Genomic DNA, 23,408 nt, shown 5'->3' with positions numbered 1-23,408 from the left:
ATTCCTTTACATTTGTATATGCAGAAACCTAAAATCAAAGCCGTATTTTTCGATATAGATGGAACACTATTAAGCTTTAAAACACATGAAGTCCCTCAATCAACAATTGAAGCTATTCGTCTTCTACAAACACATGGGATAAAAACAATTATTTCCACAGGAAGGTCTATCAACAGTATCGACCACATTAAGTTTTTAGATTTTGATGGATACATAACTTTCAATGGAGGCTATTGTCTAACCAATACTTTTGAGGTTCTCTTTAAGCAAGCGATCGATAGTCAAGACATACAATCAGTTATGGATTATGCTAAGGAAAAGCCACTAAGTTTTTCTTTTATGTCTGAAAAGGAGATAACGATTCACGATGTTACCCCTGAAATTGCTGGAATGTATGCTCATTTAAACCTTCCCATACCTAAGTTAGTTAATATGGATCATGTAGATACGACCAGTATTCTTCAGACCAATATATTTTTAGGACCAGATGAAGAAAAAGCGTTTATGGAATCTGTAATGCCAAACTCATTAGCCTCAAGATGGACCCCACTATTTGCTGATGTAAATCCAAAAGGTCTAAGTAAAAAGGTGGGAATAGACATCTTCTGTAAACATTTTGGAATTGGAATTGAAAACACCATGGCATTTGGTGACGGTGGTAATGATATCAGCATGCTTAACCATGTGCAATTAGGTATCGCCATGGGAAATGCAAATCCAGAGGTAAAAGAAATTGCTAATCATGTTACTGATGATGTGGATAACGATGGAATTTGGAATGCTTTAAAATATTTTGAAGTAATCTAGGATATCAAAACAATGATATAATTTTATCCAAAAGAAACATAAAATATACCTAAATAGCGGTATTTTAAATTTAAATTAAATTATATACATTTGGTTAATCAAACCAAAATATTATCCAATGTACACATTATCATCTATTTCTATGAAGTTATGGTTAGTTACCATTGCTTTATTATTGTTCGGCGGCTATACAAAAGCGCAACAGAACACGGTTAAATTTAACCTTTTGCCCCTTGTTTCCAAAACTTTTTCATTTGAATATGAAAGGCGAATTAAGGACAGGATTAGTATCAATACTTCGCTTGGCTTTAGAGGTAAATCATCATTACCATTCAAGAGCACCTTTCAAGACATTGCAGACGATGACGAATTTTTTGAAGATGCTACTTTAAGTCATTTTACGCTCTCACCTGAGCTCCGCTTTTATACGAGCAAAAATTATAAGGACGAAAACAGAGGGTTTTATTTCGGTCCATTTATTAAATATGCAAAGTATAATTTCGGAACTAACTTCGAATACACAGTTGAAAATTCAGCTCCAGAAACTATCCCTCTAGATGGATCAGTAGGAACATGGAGTGCAGGTATCGCAATAGGAAGTCAATTTAAGTTAACAGAATCACTGTTTCTGGATCTCAGAATTTTAGGCCCTCATTTTGGTACTTCAAATATTAAAATGCAAGGTAAAAAATCATTAACAGCCGAAGAGCAAGAGATTGTAAGACAAGATTTAGGAGATTTGGACAATGATTATTTTAAAATCGATAAAGAAATAAATTCTGAAGGTGTAACCTTAACCTCTAAAGGTCCATGGGCTGGTATTCGTGCCGGGGTTTCTCTTGGATATAGATTTTAAGTATATAATAAATGGCATAAGAATGCGAAGCCGCATATTCTTATGCCTTTATTTTAAATTCGTTTATATCTAAAGTCTATTTAAGACTTCAAAAAGGACTTTAACCTACTTCTACAACATCTTCTTTAGCCATTAGATAGCGTTCTGCTTCTAATGCGGACATACAACCTGTCCCTGCTGCTGTAATAGCCTGACGGAAAACATGGTCCTGAACATCTCCACATGCAAATACTCCCGGAATATTCGTCGCGGTGCTATCGGATTTTGTAATTAGATAGCCTGTTTCATCCATATCTAGAATCCCTTGGAATAATTCTGTATTGGGTTTATGACCAATTGCCACAAAGAATCCACTAACTTCAAGATCCTGAATATGTTTCGTTTGGTTATTGATAACACGAACTCCATTCACTACTTGGCCATCACCTAAGATCTCAATAGCTTCGCTATTGTATAACACTTCAATATTTGCCGTATTGTTGACACGGTGTACCATCGCCTTTGAAGCACGGAATTCATCTCTTCGAACAAGCATGTAAACTTTTCTACAAAGTTTAGCAAGGTAAGTAGCTTCCTCAGCTGCCGTATCCCCTGCACCAACTATCGCTACATCCTGACCTTTAAAGAAAAATCCATCGCATACTGCACATGCTGATACTCCGAAACCATTGTATTTCTCCTCAGATTCCAAACCCAACCATTTTGCCGTTGCACCAGTAGCAATAATAACAGTCTCTGCTTCAATAGTTTTAACCGCATCAATCTCAACTTTATGAATACCACCATCTTTTGAAAAATCAACTTTGGTAGCATAGCCAAAACGTACGTCAGTTCCAAAACGCTCTGCTTGAGCTCGTAGGTCCTCCATCATAATTGGGCCGGTGATTCCTTTTGGATATCCAGGGAAATTATCTACCTCTGTAGTTTGAGTCAACTGCCCTCCAGGTACCATCCCGGTGTAAACGACAGGCTTTAAATCTGCTCTTGCTGCGTAAATTGCTGCTGTATATCCTGCTGGACCTGATCCTATAATTAAACAGGAAACGCGTTCAACCTCTTGTTCTTTGTTAATCATAATATATTATGGTTCTTTATTTTTTAAATTTATCCTGTAAGCCCTTTAACATATCATTTGTAATAGGTTTGCTAGGCTCGACTTTTTTAAAGGAATTATTAGATTCTTTCACCGGTGCAGGCGATTGAACCGCCGTATTTACCCTTGCTTCTTTCCTCTTATTTCTATATTCGTTCCAAATTCCTTCCAAAACCTTCTTTGTATATAATGGAAAGTCGCCATTTTGCATCCACGCATAATAGCTTGGTTCTACTTCAAACACTTCAACGACTTTTTTTCCTTTATGTTTTCCGAAATTGATCGATGGATCACCGTCTGCATCATAAACCAACCTTCCAGCAAAATCTACTGGCTTACTTAAATTTGTAAAGGCATGCAAAGCTTCAACATCATTAACAACAGGTTTACTTACAGTACCATGTTTATCTTCGAACTCTACATCCTCATATTTAGACAGCTGTGCCTTTAAAACTTCATAAGTAGCTTTAACATCTGCCTCAGCAGTATGAGCATTATCTAAACTCTCATTACAATAGAATTTATATGCAGCTTTTAATGTCCTTTGCTCCATCTGATGAAAAATATTCTGAACGTCAACAAATGATCTTCCTTCTAAGCTGAAATCTACACCTGCACGCAAGAATTCTTCCATTAACATGGGAACGTCGAATTTATTTGAATTATAACCAGCTAAATCGGCATCAGCAATAAAATCAGCAATCTCCTGTGCCCGTTCTCGAAATGTTGGAAGGTCTTTTACATCCTCATCATAAATTCCATGAAACATCGATGATTCCGCCGGAATAGGCATTTCTGGATTCACCTTCATAGTCAAAGTCTCCTCTTTCCCTCCTGGACTAACCTTTAATATTGACACTTCCACGATCCGATCATTCGACACGAGAACCCCCGTAGTTTCTAAATCAAAAAATGCCAACGGGCGCTTTAATTTTAACTCCATTATCTAATTATTAATAGCATCTTGCAAATTGTACAAATTTACGAAAACTATCCGTGAGAATAGCCCCCAACAAACAAGATTAAATAAATTGGATGTAAAATTTTAAGTTTTACTTTCCAAAAACTACATTTGCAATATTCATGCAGAAATTGTTGTTATACTTATTAATTCCGGTAATGCTTATTCAAAGCAATATGACTTTGTTAATAACAACTTCTTTCTATTACAATCAAAACTATATTGAAAAGTATCTTTGTTTACAACGCAATATGGAAAACAATTCCTGTCATGGACAATGTTATCTCTCCAAAAAATTAAAACAGCAACAAGAAAAAGAACAAGCATCTTTTAAAGTTCATTTCCATGAATCTTTCGTCAAGTCTGTTGATACATTTGAATTCAGTAATCCAGTAACTTTGGAAGTTGTAAATACCGAGTTCAATCTTTATTCATCAAACTTGAACCCTAAAGACATTAAAGGAACGCTTTTTCATCCTCCGCTCATATAAAATCCATTTTTTTCCTATAGGCCCTTCTTAAAAAGGGAAATACATAAATTTCTTCCACCGAGGATCAATGGTATTTTATATTACATGAATAAGATTATTCTTTATTTCTTGATTCCCATTATGTTATTGCAAAGCAATATGACTTTGCTTATCACGACGTCTTTTTACTATAATCAAAATTATATTGAAAAGTATCTTTGTGTTCAAAGGAATATGGAACATAACAATTGCCACGGACAATGTTATCTAGCCAAAAAACTCAAGCAACAACAGGAAAAGGAGCAACAATCATTCAAAGTAAAGCTACATGAAGCGGTAACATCAGCGATTGTACTGTTTAATTTTTTGCGTCCTTGGGCAAACATTGTTTATCAAATAGAATTCAATCTTTTCGAACCCAATTTTTATCAACTAATATTTGTAAATAAGGTCTTCCGTCCACCACTAGCAATTTGTGATTAATCAAATACCGAAAGAAAACATTTCAGTAAAATTTTATTAATACAATAACGCTAAAAAAATGAAAGCAAACCTTATTCTTTGCAGCTTAATGGCTGTATTTACCTTATTTTCTTGCCAAAAAGACAATATTGAATTTGACAACAATAAAACTGGTCAACTAAAATTAAAATTCGACCATATCGTTAATGGAAAAACATTAACATTAAAAAATTCCCAATATAGCAATAGCTTCAAAGAGACCTATAACATTGATCTTTTGAAATATTATGTGAGCAATATTAAACTCACAGATGATAAAGGAAAGGTTTACACAGTTCCTAAAAAGGAGTCCTTTTTCCTGATTGATGCTTCTAATTCAGAATCGCTCTTTCCAAAATTTAAAATCCCGGAAGGTAATTATACAAAGCTTGAATTTATCTTGGGCGTTGACAGTGCTACTAGCGTTCTTCCTAAGGAGGATAGAACCGGAGTATTGGATATTGAGGGGAATGACATGTATTGGTCTTGGAATAGCGGCTATATATTTTTCAAAATGGAGGGTGAATCTTCTGCATCCAAAAATGCGAATAAACGCTATGCCTATCATATTGGGCTCTTTGGAGGCTACGATCCTTCTAAGCCCACAAAAAACAACTTAAGAACAGTGGCCCTTGATCTTAAAAAAGCGGGAATTGCAACGGTTCAAGAAGGTCTTAGCTCGGATATTCATTTAATGGTTGATTTGGGGCAAGTATTGGATGGACCAAATAAAATAAAGATCAATGAGTTCAGCACGGTCATGGTCAGCGGACCAAATGACCTGATTGCCAACAATTACAGTGGCATGTTTACCCATGATCATACCCATAACTTCCAAAAAATAGCTAATGAATAAGAAGATATTCATGGTTTTGGGAATTATTCTAGTATTAATTATTGCTTGTCAGAAAGCAGATGATGTTGTGGAAGAGGCTTTGGTTTCCTTTAATAAACCAAAGCATTTCCCCGAGCCTATATATAATTTCTCTAAGAACCCTGTCACTACTGCAGGGTTCAAATTAGGTCGAAAACTATTTTATGACGGTCAATTATCCAGAGATAATTCAATCTCATGTGGCAGCTGCCATATTGCAGAACATGGCTTTACCCATCATGGGCATGATGTAAGCCATGGAATCGATGACAAAGTGGGCATACGTAATAGTATGCCCCTATTTAACCTCGCATGGTCTAATTCTTTCTTTTGGGACGGTGGTGTTTTTCATTTGGACCTCTTCCCCATTGCTCCTATTGAAAATGTCGTAGAAATGGACGAGAAACTTCCAAATGTCTTAAACAAATTACGGGCATCTACTACCTATAGAAAAATGTTCGAAGAAGCATTTGGCTCACCGGAAATAAATTCTACGATAATGTTCAAGGCAATGTCTCAGTTTATGGTCACCCTCGTTTCCGATAATTCCAAATACGATAAAGTTATTAGAAAAGAAGCAACCTTCAGCGAACAGGAATTAAAAGGATATCAGATCTTTCAAGCAAACTGCAATTCTTGCCATAAAGAACCCTTGTTTACGGATCATTCATTTCGTGATAATGGAATTGGTGAAAACCTGGCAAAAGACCAAGGCCGTTGGGAAATTTCCCAGCTCGAATCAGACCGATTAAAATTCAAGGTTCCTACCTTAAGAAACCTTAATGCTACAGCACCATATATGCATGATGGTAGGTTTAGGACTTTGGAAGCTGTAATAAGACATTATACACAAGAAGTTCAGCCGACAGATAACTTAGATCCCATCCTGAAAAAAAATATGGGAATAAAACTTTCAGATCAAGAGGTTAGTGCATTAATGGCATTTCTGACCACCTTAAATGACGAAACATTTTTAAAAAACACACTTTTTCAAGAACAATAATGAAAAAATTTATAATCATCATAACATTGATATTCAGCATTGGCTTCAGCAAAGCATGTGACATCTGCGGCTGTGGCGTAGGCGGGTATTATATTGGACTATTACCAGATTTCAGCAAAAGATTTGCAGGAATAAGATATCAACAAAGTAGCTTATTGACCCAATTAGATCCCTATGGCAACCGGACAGCATTAACTCGTGAGGAAGATTACCGCAGTATGGAAGTCTGGGGAGCCTGGAACATCGGAAATAAATGGAGAGTATTAGGCATGATACCTTATAATTTCAATCAAAAATATACCTCCGGATCAGACATGCTCCAAAAGAAAAATGGATTAGGAGATATTTTTTTTAATGGATACTATAAACTTTTTGAAAGCAGCAATACAACGGCTTCTAATAAATTACTCGTTCAATCCCTTTGGTTAGGTGCGGGAGTCAAATTACCAACTGGTGAATATGATTTAACTGAGCAGCAAAATGCAAATGGAACCAGTCCCAATATCTTCCAGTTAGGAACAGGTTCATTAGACTTTATGGCAAATATGATGTATGACATCCGAATACAAGACTTCGGAATCAATGCGAATGCATCTTATAAAATCAATACCGAAAACAAAGACAATTACCATTATGGCAATAAACTGATGGCAAATGCTTCTGCCTATTATAAAATTTCATTAGGTAGAGATATGAGGATTGCCCCTAATATCGGCCTAGCCTATGAAAAGCAAAATAAAGATAGAACAATGGGGTATTTAATTCATGAAACCGGAGGAAATATACTCAATGGAAGTATGGGGGTAGAAATTAATCTCAAACAAATTTCTTTGGGAGCAACCTTTCAAACACCTATCAGCCAGAATTTAGGAGCTGGTCGAATAGATGCTGGAAATAAATTCCTAACACATGTTTCCTTTTCCTTTTAAAGAAAAAAGGCTACTGAAACCAATTCAGTAGCCTTTTACATATTTTGTTGTTTAGGATTAACCTAAAACTTCTTTTAATTTATTCACTTGGAAATCCACTAATTTTTGAAGAGGACCTGATGCCATCATTTTCATCATCATGTTCAATCCAGCTTCGATTACAAATGTAGCATTGGTAGAATTGTCCGAATTTGGTTCCAATTTCCAACGTAATGTCAAAGGAAATGGAGCTTCCTCAATCGGAATGCTTACCAATTCTTTATTTTCTAGGCGTTCACTAATTCTCAATGACAACTTTGCCATGTTCTTGATAGTGAATCTAGCCTCATCAGCTGTAGATGTCCATTTCTCAATGTTTTCTGGCATCAACTGCTCATGATTGTTCATATCCGACAGGAAATTATAAACCTCAGTAATCGGTTTATTGATTTCAACAGTATTTTGAATTACAGTCATATTATTAAGATTCTGGAGTCCAATTTGCAGGATCTATTTTCCATTTCTCCAATAGTTCAATATCTGATTCTAAGATATAGCTATTGGATGCAGCAACATGAATTAAGGCATCATAGTTACACAAGCTGTGGAATGTACATTTTGCTTCCTCAAAGTTTTTGCGGGCAACTTCCAATCCATACGTGAATATAGAAACTAATCCAACTACATTACAACCTGCTTCACGCAAAGCTTTTACGGCTTGTAAGCTACTTTTTCCGGTAGAAACTAAATCTTCAATGACAACCACACGCTGTCCTGAAACAACTTCTCCTTCAATTAGATTTTGACGTCCATGATCCTTTGCACTACTGCGCACGTAAGAAAATGGCAATCCTAAATCTTGAGCAACCAGAACACCTTGAGGTATCCCTGCAGTAGCAACCCCTGAGATCATATCAACCGATCCAAACTCTTCCTGAATCAATTGAGATAATTTCTGACGAATGTAAGTACGGATGGCCGGATGCGACAATGCAACACGATTATCACAGTAAATTGGCGACTTCCATCCGGACGCCCACGTAAAAGGGTTTTTAGGTTGTAATTTTATTGCTTTAATTTGCAATAAGGATTCAGCAACTTTTTGTTCAACCTCATTTAAATAATTCATGGCACAAATTTATAAAATTTATATGAACCAATCTCTGTTAATTTTGGCAGATTTTACCCCTCGTATTAAAGAAAACGTTCAAACAATTGGTTTACAAGACATTGATCTGGAAAAACTTTTCAACGATTCAGCTCATAGTAATGATAAAACCGTTTACCTATACATACATCCAAACATCAGAAAAGTTTTTAAAAAGATATTATCTACCACGAGAATTATTAAAGCTGCCGGTGGATTGGTGACAAACGGCAATGGTGAATACCTTTTTATCCATAGATTGGGTAAATGGGACTTGCCTAAAGGAAAGGTTGAGGAAGGCGAAAAAATGAAAGACGCCGCATTGCGTGAGGTTGAAGAAGAATGTGGTATAAAATTAGATTACCTTGGGAAAAAAGTTGATACAACTTACCACACTTATTACATGCGCAATAAATTTGTTTTAAAACAAACCAAATGGTATCAAATGGGGGTTAATAAAATTCCTAAGCTTACTCCACAATTGGAAGAAGACATCGACCAAGCTGAATGGCTTAAAGCTAGTGATTTAAATAAGGTCAGAGAAAATACCTATCCATTAATATTGGAAATCGTAAATACCATAAAGAAATAAAAAAATTGAGCTGAAAAATTTCAGCTCAATTTTTTTCCTATCCAAAGAATTTATTTGGATCAAAACCGTGAGAAGTTAAGACGTCTGCTGGAACACCATTCCATACGCCTGGTTTATTTCCCTGATAACCGATATCCTTAACACCCATTTCGCTGGTAAAGAAACCAGTGGATGTTAAATCACGCATTAATGAGAAAAATGCAACCCCCTGCGCCATTTCTGGCCTTGCTTTTTGAGGATATGCTATTTCATCAACCACTGCTATTTGTTCTTCTTTCTTACATTTAATAAAAGCATTGCCATACGCTTTTTGACAATGAACATCCAACCACTTCATACCACCTCGTAATGGAGTTTGGTAACTTTGAATATCTTTAGCCATAAATTCGATAAATGCTGGTACACCAGCTTCCGATGCACTTCCTGATACATCATCCTTTGGAATGATTATATCTGATAAAACTGTAATGGTAGCCAATTCATGTTCCGTAAAGAACTTCTCAGCCATTAAGGCTTCTGTTCTTTTGTATTCAAATTCCTGAACCCCGGGAAGTTTCTCAGAACTGCCTTCAACAGCTTGTTTAGCTCCCTGATTTTTATCATCCTTACATGCTCCAGCTAATACTCCGGAACCTGCAGCAATTAGCCCTAAGGCTTTTAGTGAATCTCTCCTATTCATAATGATATCCTTATGCTAACTTTTTGTTCTCTTCTAAAATATATTCCGCAGTACGCATGGACAAAGCTAAAATTGTCCAAGTCAAGTTTTTATCACCTTGCTGCACAAATGGTCCAGCATCAACAACATAAACATTCTTACAATCATGCGCCTGTCCCCATTTATTCAATACTGAAGTTTTTGGATCATCACCCATACGTGTAGTTCCCCCTTCATGAATAATTTTTCCAGGTGCCTCTAAACCATATAAGGTATCGGCTCCAGGAATATTTGAGGTTATGATTGCACCCATTTCATGCATAATCGATTGGAATGTATCCTGCATATGTTTCGCCTGTTGGATTTCTTCATCCGCCCATTTATAATTAAAACGAAGCACCGGGATACCAAATTTATCAACCTTCGTTGGGTCAATCTCACAATAGTTTTCTTTGCGAGCTAATGCAGTACCTCGACCAGCCATACCGACATTGGCACCATAAAAACGACGATAATCATCTTTCAATCCTGCACCATATCCACCTTGTTCTCTTTTTTCGCCATTTCTTCCAGGAACCATACCGTTCACATTAGGAACAAAGTTCAAGAACCCATAAGAAGGCATATGTAATCCTCCACCATACTCGATATGGTAACCCCTAGGAAAATTCAGTTTACTGTGATCTCCCCACCAAGGTGAATAGATGTGAACACTACCTGCTCCATCTTCATTATATCTTTTTCTATCTAATAATTGAGGTAAAAATCCGCCAAGACTTGCTCCTGTTGAATCATGTAAATACTTACCAACCAAGCCACTGCTATTTCCAATTCCACCTGGATGCGACTTAGATTTGGAATTCAAAAGCAATCTAGCACTTTCACATGCACTTGCTCCTAAGATGACCTTTTTTCCTTTTACTGAATACTCCTGTAAATCCTTTGTATCAACATAAGAAACACCAATCGCTAAACCTTCATCATTGGTTAATACTTCGCGAACCATCGCATTGTCAATGACTTTAAGATTTCCTGTTTCCATTGCTGGAATAACCAAACAGGAAGATGAAGAAAAATCACCATATACTTTACAAGAACGGCCACACTGACCACAATAAAAACAGGTTCCGCGACCTTTAATCTCCGGTGATGATTCCGTTAAAACAGCACCTCTACCCGGAATAACTGGAACTCCAGCCTTTCTTGCTCCTTTAGTAATATACAATTCATTCAAGCGAGGTTTCGGTGGTTTCATAAAAATACCATCTGGTTCATTATGAATACCCTCTACGGTCCCATATATACCTATCATGCGATCCACTCGGTCATAAAAGGGCTTAACCTCTTCATAAGAAATCGGCCATGCATCAGTAACCCCATCTTTCGGTTTAAAATCATCCGGTCCCATTCGTAAAGAAATCCTTCCCCAGTGATTCGTCCTTCCTCCTAACATACGTGCGCGGAACCATTCAAATTCAGTTCCTGCCACTTTACTATAGGGTTCACCATCTAATTGCCAACCTCCGTATGCAGCGTCAAAGTCCCCAAAGGGTCTTGTAACTCCAGCACCGCGACGCGGTGATTCCCATGGCCAACGCAATTGCATAGCATCTGTCTTCGGGTCAAAAAATGGCCCTGCCTCAAGCATCAAAACCTTAAGGCCTGCATTCGCCAATATATAACCCGCCATTCCACCGCCCGCTCCAGATCCAACAACTATGGCATCAAAAACTTCGGGGTTTTCTTTAATTTGAAAAACACTCATAAACTCTTGTGATGATGATTTTAAATTCGGTTTAAAATGTTAGAATAATCTTTGCTTATTCTATTTAGCAACCTAATATAACAAACTATCCGCAAATTATTATGATTATACGCATAATATTTTTGATACGTTTATATTCTAGTTTCAGGAAGCCTTAATCCAAAAATTATTAAATAAAAAAAGGAGCTGAAAAACTTCAGCCCCTTCCCATGAATTTATATAGTACCTTATTTATACATTTCTTCACGCTGCGCTTTTACAGCTTCAGAATTAATGTATTCGTCATAAGACATTAACTTGTCAATAATTCCATTTGGCGTTAATTCAATTACACGATTTGCAACAGTTTGAGTTAACTCATGATCTCGTGAAGTAAACAAAACAGAACCCTTAAAATCATTTATACCATTATTCAGTGCCGTAATGGACTCCAAATCCAAGTGGTTTGTAGGCTCATCAAAAATCAAGAAGTTTGCCCCTTGAAGCATCATTCGCGAAAACATACAACGCATTTTCTCGCCCCCAGATAATACGGAACTTTTCTTCAGAACTTCTTCTCCTGAAAATAGCATCTTCCCTAAGAATCCACGGATAAACTGCTCGTCTGCATCAGGTTTTGTGGTATAGTCTCTTAACCAATCAACCAAGTTATCATTTTTGCCCTCAAAGAATTCAGCATTGTCGATTGGCATATCCGCTGGTGTAATCGTAATACCCCATTTGAATTCACCAACATAATCCTTATCTCTTCCGGTTAGAATATCATAGAAAGCAGAAGTTACTAAGTTATTTTCTGCTAAGACAGCAATCTTATCACCTTTATTCACCATAAAGCTGATATTCTTAAAATAAACTTCTCCATTGATTGTTTTCCCTAAGTTCTCAACGGTCAAGATCTGATCTCCAGGCTCTCTATCCATCATATTGAACATAATCGCTGGATATTTTCTATTGGAAGGCTTGATATCCTCAATATTGATTTTATCCAAAGCTTTCTTACGTGATGTTGCCTGCTTTGATTTGGAAGCATTCGCTGAAAATCGGCGGATAAACTCTTGTAATTCCTTAACCTTATCTTCCATTTTCTTGTTTTGGTCTGAACGTTGTTTCAACGCCAATTGAGAAGACTCATACCAGAAACTATAGTTACCTGAGTAAATGGTCATCTTACCAAAATCAATATCAACGATATGTGTACATACCGCATCCAAGAAGTGACGGTCATGGGAAACAACCAATACAATCGCCTCATATGTAGCCAAGAAATCCTCTAACCATGCGATGGTATTGATATCCAAGTCGTTGGTAGGCTCATCCAGAATCAAAATATCTGGATTTCCGAATAAAGCTTGTGCCAATAATACACGTACTTTTTCGTTACCATCTAATTCCTTCACTAATTTAAAATGCAAATCCTCCTTAATCCCAAGGTTACTTAGTAGAGTGGCTGCATTACTTTCAGCATTCCAACCGTCCATTTCTGCAAATAGACTCTCCAATTCACCTGCACGCTCTCCATCTGCATCGGAGAAATCTTCCTTCATATAGATTTCATCTTTCTCCTTCATTACTTTATATAATTCCTGGTTACCCATCATGACAGTTTCAATAACAGAAAACTCATCAAATGCATAGTGATTCTGGTTCAATACCGACATACGCTCTCCAGGAGTAAATGCAACCGAACCTGAGGTTGGGTCTACTTCACCTGAAATAATCTTTAAAAAGGTAGATTTGCCGGCACCATTAGCTCCAATTATACCATAACAATTTCCAGGAGTAAATTTTAAGTTGACATCTTCGAATAAGACACGTTTGCCATAACGAAGAGATAAATTAGAAACATTAATCATGTCGCAAAGATACAGTTATTTATTCAGTTTTTTACAGCTATAAACCGACCCATTTTATTAACTATTTTAATTTTTATTGACCAAAATAAATGCGTTTAAAAAACTCAATTCCATGGTGTTAAGTTCTAAATACACAACTACGAGTTAAAAAATTAAAAAAAATTCGAAATCTCCATTAAACCGTAGCGAATTTTAACTGTCGTACTTAAAAATTTAACTTTATCAATTATTATTTCATGAAAACAAAAATTTCATTTGCACTAGCTTCAGTTCTAATGTTCACGACCTCATGCGCAACGATTTTTACAGGACAAAGACAGTCTGTCCTGATTAAATCCAATCCAAGTGGAGCATTAATTGAGGTAAATGGTGTTGAAAGAGGTACATCCCCGGCCAACATCGAGCTTAAAAAAGGATTTAATGGACAGGTGATAACCTTATCAAAAGAAGGTTATAAAAAACATGATTTTACCTTATCAACCACCTTTAACATGGTTTCTATCGTAAATGTGTTATTCCTACCTGGGTTTATTGTGGATGCTGCTACCGGCGCAATGATGAAATTTGACCCGGTATTCTATGATATAAATCTTAAACCTGATAATCAGCAGTTATAAATTACTGCAAAGAAAGCCATGTGTAGATTCCAGCTTTTTTAGACTGGAATCTATGTTACAATTTCTCCAATTCTGAGGATAGCGCCTTTAAATCTTGCTTCATCAAATTTATATTGGATTCCAATTGATCATACATATCTGCGCGGTTATCCAACTGCTCACTTGTGTATTTTCCTCCCTCACCAAAATATAATTGTAACAACTCTTCTTCTGAGGACTTATTGATCTGCCCAAAACTCTTCCACTTTTGGATGATTTGCTCTCTCAATGATGTCTTTATACCATTCTCAGGATTTGAATAATTCAGGTAATACCACACTGCCGCCGGGAAATTCTTGGAGGTTTCTGAACCAAACCATACATCTCGCAAAGCATTCCTTTTATGGTAAAATTCCGTGTTTTCATCATTAAGCAGCATCATTACCCCAAAAGTAGCTTCGGCAACACCTGTAGAAATACCAACCACATGACTTGCTTTTTCTTCTTTGATCACCCCTTCAGTCAGGATTGCGCCCAAAGCGCCGACAACAATGGCACCAATAGTTAACTTTGATTCTCTCTCCCTTATCTTTCCTTCCAGGTAATTAGCTACCTGGCTAGTCCGCTCCTCTTCGCAATCCATTTCCGAGGAAATAGCTGAAATTTCTAATGATGAAGTATTGATTTTCTGATCAATAATCTGTTTTAGCTCAAGTAATTCTAAACGGTATTTTAAATCATCTTCCCCTTTAGGATTCTGTCTTAATTCTGCAAATCTCGTGACTAGCTTCAATATCCCGATGGCATTGGCCATATTTAAACTGTTAAAACTTAGTTTCTGCGAAATTATAGGTGAAACCTGCTGCTCATGTAATGGAATCGGCAGACTATCTAAGGTATAATCATAAACATTCTGTTGATTACAATTGCTATGATGCAATAAATCTCTGATCTCCATATTCTTAACAGAACGGCATGAGCATAGCTGAAGCAAAATAATCCCAGCCAGAGAGAGTTTGAAAAGATGTTTCATAATTAATGTGTAATAAAACACAAATTAGATGTATGAAATCGATATATCCAAGTTTAAAATCAATTATTCTTGACTTTAGTTACTTAAATTTTAATTAGGATTTCATTAATTGTTCCATTCTAATCTGGAATTATTTTATGACTTTTTATAAAAAAAACCTTTTCTTTACGGCATTATTAATGGTAAATAACTATTTAAACCAAATTAATGGATAATATAATCTCCTCGATCTCCAATCTAGTTTGGAGTGATGTTTTTATTTATTTGTGCTTATGCACAGGACTTTACTTTTCTTTCCGTACAGGATTCCTTCAGGTGGCTTATTTGAAAGATATGTTGAAACTTCTATTCGCTAAGAAGAAAGGCGATGAAGGGATATCTTCATTTCAGGCATTTGCATTGGCCATCTCTGGCCGCGTGGGAACAGGAAATATTATAGGTGTGGCTACTGCAATTTTTTATGGAGGACCTGGAGCCGTATTCTGGATGTGGGCAATAGCATTTTTAGGATCTGCATCGGCTTTCGTGGAAGCGACCTTAGGGCAAGTCTATAAACAAAAAGAAGGCAATGAGTTCAGAGGTGGACCAGCTTATTATATTGAAAAAGGATTAGGAGTAAAATGGTACGCAGCCATATTTGCTGTTTTGACCATTATCAGTGCTGGCTTGCTCCTTCCTGGCGTACAAAGTAACGCTATCGCTTCTTCCGCATTCAATGCTTATGAAATTCCCACTAATTATACTGGTATAGGTATCGTAGTCCTTTTAATCCTGATTATTTTTGGTGGTGTCAAGCGTTTGGGCTCTGTTGCAGAATTTGTAGTTCCTTTTATGGCGGGAGGATATATCTTAATGACCTTAGTAATCATTGCAATGAATTATCAACAGATTCCTGAAGTATTTAGCCTGATCTTTAGCAGTGCCTTTAGCTTCAATGCTACTTTTGGAGGTATCATTGGTATGGCCATCGCATGGGGGGTAAAAAGAGGTATTTATTCGAATGAGGCCGGACAAGGAACCGCCCCACATGCAGCCGCAGCTGCAGAAGTTTCTCACCCTGCTCAACAAGGATTAGTACAAGCTTTTTCAGTTTATGTTGACACCTTGTTTGTCTGTACCGCTACTGCGCTAATGATATTATTTACAGGAATGTATAATGTAACAGAAGTTGATGCTGCAGGAAAACCAACCACCTTGTTGGTTGAAAACCTGCCGGGTGTAGACTATAATGGTTTTACGCAAGCCGCAGTATCCCATCATTTTCCAGGTTTTGGAAATGGATTCGTTGCTATTGCCTTATTTTTCTTTGCTTTTACAACGATTATGGCTTATTTCTATTATGCCGATACCAACATCGCATATTTGGTGAAAAATGAAAAAACAAGAAAAATTATTGGATGGATCTTTAAAATTATCTTTTTAAGTACCGTATATTTTGGAACAATCAGAACTGCAGACACAGCTTGGGCAATTGGAGATATAGGTGTCGGATTAATGGCATGGACCAATATTATCGCTATCTTACTCCTTAGCAAAACTGCCATGAAAGTTTGGAAAGACTATAAATCGAAAAGGAAGCAAGGTATTCAAGATCCTGACTTTGATCCGAAAGCAATAGGAATTAAAAATGCCGATTTCTGGGAAAATAAATCGGAATAAGATATTAAAAAGCGAGGCTTAATTTTTCAATTAAGCCTCGCTTTTTTTAATGAATCCCGAAGCAGGTAGTAGCAAAAACTAAAACAAATGCCACTAATAACAACAGAATTAAAGTTGTCAATGGGGTTCTTTTCATTTTTATTGCTTTATGTTTATTCTGGTGATTATATTAAAGGTACATATAATTTCTTATTGCAAAGCATTAAGAAATTGAAAATCAGATTTTAAAGTCATTTAAAATTGATTTTGACGATGAATCCTAATTAAATCAGAACCTTGAACTACCTGACTTTATGAATAATATCCTATTTTTGAAAAAAATCATTAAACTAAGCTTATGAATAAAGGCAATATCTGGGCCTTATTACCACTCATTCTTTTTGTTGTCATATACTTCGCTGGATCGTATATGCTCGGCGATTTCTATGCCCTACCGGTTTTGGTGGTCTTCATGATCTCTCTATTCATTGCTTTCCTTCAATTCCCCAAAAAGCCTTTTAAAGAAAAATTATCAAGTTTTGCAAAAGGTGCCGGTGATGAAAACATTCTCATCATGATTCTTATATTTTTGCTGGCTGGCGCTTTTGGCGAGCTTTCTAAAAATATCGGAGCAATTTCCTCAACGATTAACTTTGCGCTAACTTACATTCCTCCGCAATTTATTATATCGGGACTATTCTTGGTTTCCTGTTTTATATCAACTTCTTTAGGTACATCTGTAGGTACAATAGTTGCCCTAGCTCCTATTGCTGTTGGTCTGGAGGAGAATATCCCGGGGATTATGGCCATTGCCTTGGCAGCAGTTATTGGCGGATCCATGTTTGGGGACAACCTCTCATTTATATCGGATACAACAATTGCAGCGACTAGAACTCAGGGAGTAGGCATGAAAGAAAAGTTCAAAGTAAACTTTAAAATGGTTCTGCCAGTAGCCATTTTGGTCATGATAATTTATGCCATACTTGGATTTCAAATGCTTCAAAATGCGCAAGACCTGAACGTTGGAACTTATGAAATCATAAAAATCCTCCCTTATGTCCTCGTTTTTGTACTTGCCCTCATTGGTCTGAACGTAATCTGGACTTTGGGAATCGGAATAATCTGTGCTGCTTTAATCGGTCTATTTACGGGATCCATAGATTTTCTTGCCATCCTAAAATCCATCAATGATGGCTTCGCTGGAATGTTTGAATTGAGTATTCTTTGCCTTGTGATAGGTGGCGTTGTTGGAATCATCCGTATGAATGGAGGAATCGACTATCTTTTACATGCCGTTACAAAAAGAATCAATTCCAAAAAGAGAGCGGAACTTAGCATCGCATTTCTGGTTAGTTTAGTAAACCTTGCTATTGCAAACAACACCATTACGATTGTTATTGTTGGTCCGATTGCAAAGGATATCTCCGACGAAAATCAGCTCGATGGTAGCCGTGTTGCAAGTATATTAGATACCATTTCTTGTTTTATACAAGGTTTGGTTCCGTATGGAGCTCAAATATTGGCAGCAATGGCTGCAGCTAACATGCTTCTGAGCGAAAAGAATCAACCTTTAATGTCACCGCTAGATGTCATGCAATATCTATACTACCCTGTATTGATGGGAATTGTTGCTTTCCTATTTATTTTGTTTAGAAAAGAAAAGAAAATTAATCCGGCAGTATAAAAGAGATTTTAAACTTATAACATGCGGCCTTTCATATCCAATTTCTTGATCAAATTGGATTTAACTATGGCATATAAACTATCCTTAGCTTCAGCAAATGAAATTCCATACCGCCTGTTCTTAGGATGTAATTCTTTAGGAAACCTCGACAATAAGGATTCATAGTAATGATCTAATGAATCATTATCGGGCATATCATATTGAACGCGAATCTGAAACCTTCTAATTAAAGCTGAATCAATAATGTCAATATGGTTTGTTGCGCAGATCAATAAAACTTCATCAGGTAAATAGTCGATTTGTTGGATGATCGAATTGACTAACCGTCTCATCTCTCCTACATCATTCTCATCATCACCCCTAGCCTTCCCTAATTGATCAAATTCATCTAAAAACAAAACTCCCTTATCCCTTGACGCACGGTCAAATACCTGCTTAACATTCTGAGAAGTCTCACCAATTCTAGAATTTATTACATTACTTAAATTCAAGATAATCAAGGGTTTTCCTAAGGAATTGGCAATAGCCTTAGCGGTAGTCGTTTTTCCACAGCCTGAATGACCGTATAACAAGAGCTTATTACTCACAGGCAATCCATACTGCTTTAAATCTTCCAAATAGAGGTGCTCCTTAATTAATTGGTCAATTTTTTCCCGATTCTCATAGCTCAAAAATACATCCTCTAATAAAACCTGATCTTTATCCTTAATAATAAGGTCCTGAATGTTCATAAAATTGAATTCTTTTCTGTATCCAAAGATAAGGTATTAAATGAATTGTTTACGAAAACAATAGGGTCTTAGATAGTAGAAATTGATTTTCCCGGATATTTTAACTAAGTTCCGATTAGCCTCATTCTCAATAAAGGATATTCTCTTCCTTGCTCATCTCTATCCGTTTTTTCAAATATTTCAAATCCGAATTTTTGGTAAAATTTGAGGGCATTTGTATTCTGTTCATTTACGTCAACCAGATTTGCATTTAATTCATGGATAGCAAAGTTTAATAATTTCTTGCCAAACCCTTGTCCAATGTATGCAGGGTCAATAAAGAGCATTTCAACTTTTTTCTCTGCAACACCTATAAACCCCAATACTCTATTTTCATTTAGCAGACAAAAAACCTGGAAATCATTGAAATCTATGGAATGAACTAATACCTTAATTTCTATAAAATCATCTTGTTTTAAAAAACCGTGGGTCGCAAGTACTGATTTTTCCCAAACATTTAAAACTTGATCCTTATAGGAATCTGAATATTCAATTATTTCGAAATCTGATGTCTGCATGCTGCAAATATATCTATTGAAAAGTTAACTAAAAGTTAAATAATACGCTTCTATATCTTTTTTCGATTATCGTTCGAGTCTTGATCCAATAGTTTGTAGTTGGGATCAATTCCGACCTCTATAGGCTTTTTATCGACGATTACTTTTATCTGGTTATTGATCTTATCAACTTTTATACGTTTAAGATATAAAGGGTTATCGACTTTATAACCTTCCTTTTCAATTGGCTCAGCGAAGATAGCGATATCCATATAATCATTTAAAGGCAATGAATTGACCGTCTTTTTACCATCTTTATGTGCCAAAGAAGTTCCTTTTACATCTTCATAGCTTTTCTTTCCTAAAGCATCGGTCCTATACTTAGAGGTCAAGAAATTGATGTTAACCTCAAATTTCCCGTTGTCTAACTCTTTAACATTTACATCCTTGATGTGATTATCATAGAGTGTAACAGTCTCGAAAAGATCTTTAATCAGATATTGAAGGGTATCCGGAACTACAGGTCTTAACATATCAACAAATTCTATCGAGGTAGTATAAGGAGGAAGTTGAAATTTGACTTTACTCGCATAAGCTTTAAGGAAATCATTAAATTTTTGTTCTCCCAAGAAGTCACTCATCGCATACATAACCAATGATCCCTTATTATAATGTATATAACCTTGATTTTCATTGAACATCAATGGATTTTCTCTGATCTGCTCACTTGATCTACCCAACAAATATGAATCCAAAGCATTTTTTAAAAAACGAGTCATTTGATCCTTACCATACGTATGTTCTAAGACTTTTAAGGAACTGTACTCCGAAAGAGATTCGGACATCATTGTTGCTCCCTGAACATAGGCACCAATAACTTGGTGCGCCCACCATTGGTGAGCAAACTCATGAGCTACGACAGAATAGGGATAATCTACGGCATTAGGATCATCTTCGTCTACTTTGGCGATAAATCCAATCCCTTCAGAAAATGGAACAGTATTCGCAAATGCTTGAGCAAATGTCCCCATAGAAGAAGGAAATTCAATTATACGCATCTGATTAAACTGATATGGACCATAATTTGATTCATAATAATCCAAAGCTTTCTTCATGGAGGCCATCATCCTGTCAAGATTGTATTCATGCCCTTGGTGATAGTAAATCTCTAAATCTTTCCCCTTATATTTCTCTTTCCTTGTCTCGTATTTTGCAGACATAAAAGCATAGAAATTCAGAATTGGGGCATCCATCTTATAATGAAAATACTTTTTACCGTCCTTTTCCCAAGTTTTCTGCAAATACCCTGGTGCAATAGCAATTTGATCCGTACTTGTACTCAGAGTCGCTTCAAAATTAATCCAATCTGCATCCTGAGAAATATAATTGTTGCCCAACTTTGAAGAATCCCTTGGATCTGCCATTCTTGGCTTATCGGCTAATCCGTACTTCTTACGAACGCGATTATCATCAATTTCTCCATCATCAAAATATGCCAATACCGGGAACATCATATTATTCATAAATGTTCCATTCTCCAATACTTCGGAACGATCAAATAAAAATCCATTCGCTGCATTCGAAATCGTATAATCAATACGTAAAGTATCTCCAGGATTTAATGCGGTTTTAAGTTTATAAATATCCACAGCTAATACAGAATCTTTTAAGATTAGGTCTGACGGCTGATGAAACTTAGCAGCAATCTTTAAGTCTGGTGTCAGATTCATAAATATGGTATCTATCGCCTCGGAAGTCTTATTGACATAGGTAAATTTACCTTTCGCCAAAAAATCCCTCTTCTTAGGATCGATATCCATATCAACCTTTACATCAATTAATCTTGGTATTGCCCTGCCATCATACTTCTTGTATTTTTTCTCATAATCTACTTGCTGCAATTCCTTTTCTAATGCCGAGTACCTTGGCTGAACAATATTATTCTCTGCATAAATTTTATATCCCAAACCCAAAAACCCAATAAGTGCCAATAGGATCGGAATTAAAACTGAAGGTTTTAGCCTGGATCCAAAATCAGTTAACCTCTCTTTAAAATTCGAAATAATCCCCCTTCTCCAAAACAATAAGGTTAAACCAAACAGGATAATTCCAAAGAGTATCCAATAAATTCTATAATAGATAAAATGACGAATATCTGCATAGCCATTCATATCTGAATAACTAAAAGATGGGTCAGATCCCGGTTTAAATATCATCTGCTCAATTCCTACTTTTGATAAGAAGGGAATTCCAAAGAATATGATCAAACAGAGAATAAATCCCACGAAATAGTTCTTAAAAAAGCTATGTATAAATAAAGCAAATAGAATGAGGTAGATGAATTTTAACGGATTTAAGAAAAAGAGTTCATAGAGGTAATGTCCAATTTCAAAATTAAAATATCCCTTATAAGCTTGATAGAGAATACCATTGACCAAACACACGGCCATAACAAGGAATACGAGCTTGAGCAATGCAAGGAATTTCGAAAACAGCAGCACCCAATTTGGAACTGCCGTCGCTTCGATCAGTAGGAACATATTCGTTTGCCTAGATCGCTGTAATAGCATTCCCGCGAAAAGGAATATCATAATGTTCAAAAAGAAACTATACATACTTCCCATTGCAGTTAGAACCTGCCAGGTCACAGGATAGGTTGAGGTCCCAAACAATTCTCCAGAAATAGAAATGATAATCAACACAAACAGAAATGCAATGATCAATAGAATGATAAATGTCCAATTCTTAATCAAGAATTTAAAGTCTGTATTGGAAAGCCTCCAACTCAGTTTCAGATTTGAAATAAAATTATACCTGATTTGAACCTTTGGTAAATCTATTCTCAAGATACTTCCAAAGTTATCCTTGGTCATTCTTTCTCCAGATTTAGATTTCTTAAAAGACAATCCTAATTGCGAAAAGCTGAACTTGTAATAAACAATGCCAAATATTAACCCTGCAACTGCTAACCAAATCAAACGATTATACAGAAGAACTCCTTTGATAGGTAACAGGTTTGTATTCTGATCCTCGACGCTCCAATATCGACTGTAATAAAGTATGGGTTCAAATCCAAATGGATCCAGTAAGGCCACCAAATATCGATTATCAACATTCTGCGTAGCTACATCCAATAAGGTTTGCAATAAAAATAAAACTAAAACAAATACGAATCCTACATAGATATTTCTGCTGAAAGTAACCAAGGCAAAAATAATACTCCCAAAAAGGATAAAATTCGGTAAAACAGTCACTAAAAAACCTTCAACATAGGGTCTAAAATTATTAGGCCCCAACATCTCAACATTGATCCCTGGATGATATTGAGCGACATAATAGCCTAATACACATAAAAATGCAATAAAGGTGACTACCAATAAAGAACTTAAGAATTTTGCCGAAAGATAATTTAGCTTATTCAGTGGATATGAAAACAAGAGCGTATGGACATTATACAGATAATCCCTATACACTGACGCTCCAACAATCGTTGGTATTAAAAAGTAAATTAAAGTGGAAAAACTATTGAAAAAACCAGCAATATTAATAGGTGCATTGACAAAAACAGGATCTGATGTTGTTCGAGTTACTGCATCAAAAGCACCTAAATTTGAAATCGTGGTAAAATAAGCTAATCCAAAATAAATAGCACAATACACATAAAACACAGGCTGCTTCAACCAGCGTTTTATTTCAAACATG

The 23,408-nt window shown here is 36.1% G+C and carries 21 protein-coding genes; 10 read left to right on the top strand and 11 right to left on the bottom strand.

All coding sequences use genetic code 11. The annotated features are described in order from the left end of the window. Positions 1-18 precede the first annotated feature (18 nt). Both E0Y80_RS14860 and E0Y80_RS14855 read left to right on the top strand, forming a co-directional pair. Complete coding sequence (locus E0Y80_RS14860; RefSeq protein ID WP_156308459.1) at positions 19-807, top strand: Cof-type HAD-IIB family hydrolase; 789 nt, start codon at positions 19-21, stop codon at positions 805-807. 118 nt (positions 808-925) lie between these two features. Beyond that, positions 926-1,663: a DUF3575 domain-containing protein gene (locus E0Y80_RS14855; protein WP_156308458.1), complete on the top strand. Its 738-nt coding sequence runs from the start codon at positions 926-928 to the stop codon at positions 1,661-1,663. A 100-nt stretch (positions 1,664-1,763) separates the two neighbouring features. Here E0Y80_RS14855 and trxB read toward each other — a convergent pair whose 3' ends face one another. Together trxB and E0Y80_RS14845 are read right to left on the bottom strand one after the other, a co-directional pair. Continuing rightward, positions 1,764-2,738 (bottom strand): thioredoxin-disulfide reductase, encoded by a 975-nt coding sequence (trxB, locus tag E0Y80_RS14850; protein ID WP_156308457.1) that lies wholly within the window; start codon positions 2,736-2,738, stop codon positions 1,764-1,766. A 16-nt stretch (positions 2,739-2,754) separates the two neighbouring features. Next, the gene (locus E0Y80_RS14845) at positions 2,755-3,699 is read right to left on the bottom strand and encodes a 3'-5' exonuclease (protein WP_156308456.1); all 945 of its coding nucleotides are present in this window, start codon (positions 3,697-3,699) and stop codon (positions 2,755-2,757) included. 194 nt (positions 3,700-3,893) lie between these two features. On the opposite strand from E0Y80_RS14845, the gene E0Y80_RS14840 reads away from it, so the two are divergent. The 4 genes from E0Y80_RS14840 to E0Y80_RS14825 all read left to right on the top strand — a co-directional run bounded on the left by E0Y80_RS14840 (position 3,894) and on the right by E0Y80_RS14825 (position 7,494). After that, entirely contained in the window at positions 3,894-4,208 is a 315-nt protein-coding gene (locus E0Y80_RS14840; RefSeq protein ID WP_156308455.1) for a hypothetical protein, read from the top strand. A gap of 520 nt (positions 4,209-4,728) precedes the next feature. Then, on the top strand, positions 4,729-5,544 hold the full coding sequence (locus E0Y80_RS14835; RefSeq protein WP_156308454.1) for an MbnP family protein: 816 nt from the start codon (positions 4,729-4,731) through the stop codon (positions 5,542-5,544). Next, positions 5,537-6,565 (top strand): cytochrome-c peroxidase, encoded by a 1,029-nt coding sequence (locus tag E0Y80_RS14830; RefSeq protein ID WP_156308453.1) that lies wholly within the window; start codon positions 5,537-5,539, stop codon positions 6,563-6,565. Before E0Y80_RS14835 ends, E0Y80_RS14830 begins: the two co-directional genes overlap by 8 nt. Then, on the top strand, positions 6,565-7,494 hold the full coding sequence (locus E0Y80_RS14825; RefSeq protein ID WP_156308452.1) for a transporter family protein: 930 nt from the start codon (positions 6,565-6,567) through the stop codon (positions 7,492-7,494). The genes E0Y80_RS14830 and E0Y80_RS14825 overlap by 1 nt, the downstream gene beginning before the upstream one ends. A gap of 57 nt (positions 7,495-7,551) precedes the next feature. Here E0Y80_RS14825 and E0Y80_RS14820 read toward each other — a convergent pair whose 3' ends face one another. After that, positions 7,552-7,950, bottom strand: coding sequence for an SRPBCC family protein (locus E0Y80_RS14820; RefSeq protein WP_156308451.1), 399 nt, complete (start codon positions 7,948-7,950; stop codon positions 7,552-7,554). A gap of 4 nt (positions 7,951-7,954) precedes the next feature. Continuing rightward, the gene (gene pyrE, locus E0Y80_RS14815) at positions 7,955-8,602 is read right to left on the bottom strand and encodes an orotate phosphoribosyltransferase (protein WP_156308450.1); all 648 of its coding nucleotides are present in this window, start codon (positions 8,600-8,602) and stop codon (positions 7,955-7,957) included. A 22-nt stretch (positions 8,603-8,624) separates the two neighbouring features. Here pyrE and E0Y80_RS14810 point away from each other — a divergent pair, with 22 nt between their 5' ends. Next, complete coding sequence (locus E0Y80_RS14810) at positions 8,625-9,212, top strand: NUDIX hydrolase (RefSeq protein WP_231596060.1); 588 nt, start codon at positions 8,625-8,627, stop codon at positions 9,210-9,212. Positions 9,213-9,249: 37 nt separating this feature from the next. Here the strand turns inward: E0Y80_RS14810 and E0Y80_RS14805 are convergent, their stop codons facing one another. The 3 genes from E0Y80_RS14805 to E0Y80_RS14795 all read right to left on the bottom strand — a co-directional run bounded on the left by E0Y80_RS14805 (position 9,250) and on the right by E0Y80_RS14795 (position 13,488). Further along, positions 9,250-9,891: a gluconate 2-dehydrogenase subunit 3 family protein gene (locus tag E0Y80_RS14805; protein WP_156308448.1), complete on the bottom strand. Its 642-nt coding sequence runs from the start codon at positions 9,889-9,891 to the stop codon at positions 9,250-9,252. Positions 9,892-9,901: 10 nt separating this feature from the next. Continuing rightward, the gene (locus tag E0Y80_RS14800; protein WP_156308447.1) at positions 9,902-11,635 is read right to left on the bottom strand and encodes a GMC family oxidoreductase; all 1,734 of its coding nucleotides are present in this window, start codon (positions 11,633-11,635) and stop codon (positions 9,902-9,904) included. A 227-nt stretch (positions 11,636-11,862) separates the two neighbouring features. Beyond that, on the bottom strand, positions 11,863-13,488 hold the full coding sequence (locus E0Y80_RS14795) for an ABC-F family ATP-binding cassette domain-containing protein (protein ID WP_156308446.1): 1,626 nt from the start codon (positions 13,486-13,488) through the stop codon (positions 11,863-11,865). A 236-nt stretch (positions 13,489-13,724) separates the two neighbouring features. On the opposite strand from E0Y80_RS14795, the gene E0Y80_RS14790 reads away from it, so the two are divergent. Continuing rightward, positions 13,725-14,105: a PEGA domain-containing protein gene (locus E0Y80_RS14790; RefSeq protein ID WP_156308445.1), complete on the top strand. Its 381-nt coding sequence runs from the start codon at positions 13,725-13,727 to the stop codon at positions 14,103-14,105. 55 nt (positions 14,106-14,160) lie between these two features. On the opposite strand, the gene E0Y80_RS14785 is transcribed toward E0Y80_RS14790, so the two are convergent. After that, positions 14,161-15,117, bottom strand: a complete 957-nt coding sequence (locus E0Y80_RS14785; RefSeq protein ID WP_156308444.1) for a hypothetical protein — start codon at positions 15,115-15,117, stop codon at positions 14,161-14,163. 207 nt (positions 15,118-15,324) lie between these two features. Here E0Y80_RS14785 and E0Y80_RS14780 point away from each other — a divergent pair, with 207 nt between their 5' ends. Both E0Y80_RS14780 and E0Y80_RS14775 read left to right on the top strand, forming a co-directional pair. Then, complete coding sequence (locus E0Y80_RS14780) at positions 15,325-16,776, top strand: alanine/glycine:cation symporter family protein (protein ID WP_156308443.1); 1,452 nt, start codon at positions 15,325-15,327, stop codon at positions 16,774-16,776. 337 nt (positions 16,777-17,113) lie between these two features. Beyond that, positions 17,114-18,439 carry a Na+/H+ antiporter NhaC family protein gene (locus tag E0Y80_RS14775; protein ID WP_156308442.1) on the top strand — a complete coding sequence of 442 codons (1,326 nt, stop codon included), beginning with the start codon at positions 17,114-17,116 and terminating at the stop codon, positions 18,437-18,439. 14 nt (positions 18,440-18,453) lie between these two features. Here the strand turns inward: E0Y80_RS14775 and E0Y80_RS14770 are convergent, their stop codons facing one another. From E0Y80_RS14770 to E0Y80_RS14760, 3 genes are all read right to left on the bottom strand, one after another. Then, a complete protein-coding gene (locus tag E0Y80_RS14770; RefSeq protein WP_156308441.1) occupies positions 18,454-19,170 on the bottom strand; it encodes an AAA family ATPase in 717 nt (238 codons plus the stop codon). A gap of 104 nt (positions 19,171-19,274) precedes the next feature. After that, on the bottom strand, positions 19,275-19,727 hold the full coding sequence (locus E0Y80_RS14765; protein WP_156308440.1) for a GNAT family N-acetyltransferase: 453 nt from the start codon (positions 19,725-19,727) through the stop codon (positions 19,275-19,277). 50 nt (positions 19,728-19,777) lie between these two features. Next, positions 19,778-23,407: a M1 family aminopeptidase gene (locus E0Y80_RS14760; protein WP_231596059.1), complete on the bottom strand. Its 3,630-nt coding sequence runs from the start codon at positions 23,405-23,407 to the stop codon at positions 19,778-19,780. Position 23,408 lies beyond the last annotated feature (1 nt).

This window comes from Sphingobacterium endophyticum, from assembly GCF_009733535.1.
Taxonomy (GTDB): Bacteria; Bacteroidota; Bacteroidia; order Sphingobacteriales; family Sphingobacteriaceae; genus Sphingobacterium; species Sphingobacterium endophyticum.
Note: the sequence above shows the minus strand (reverse complement) of the source record. Positions and strands in the feature narration are given on the sequence as shown.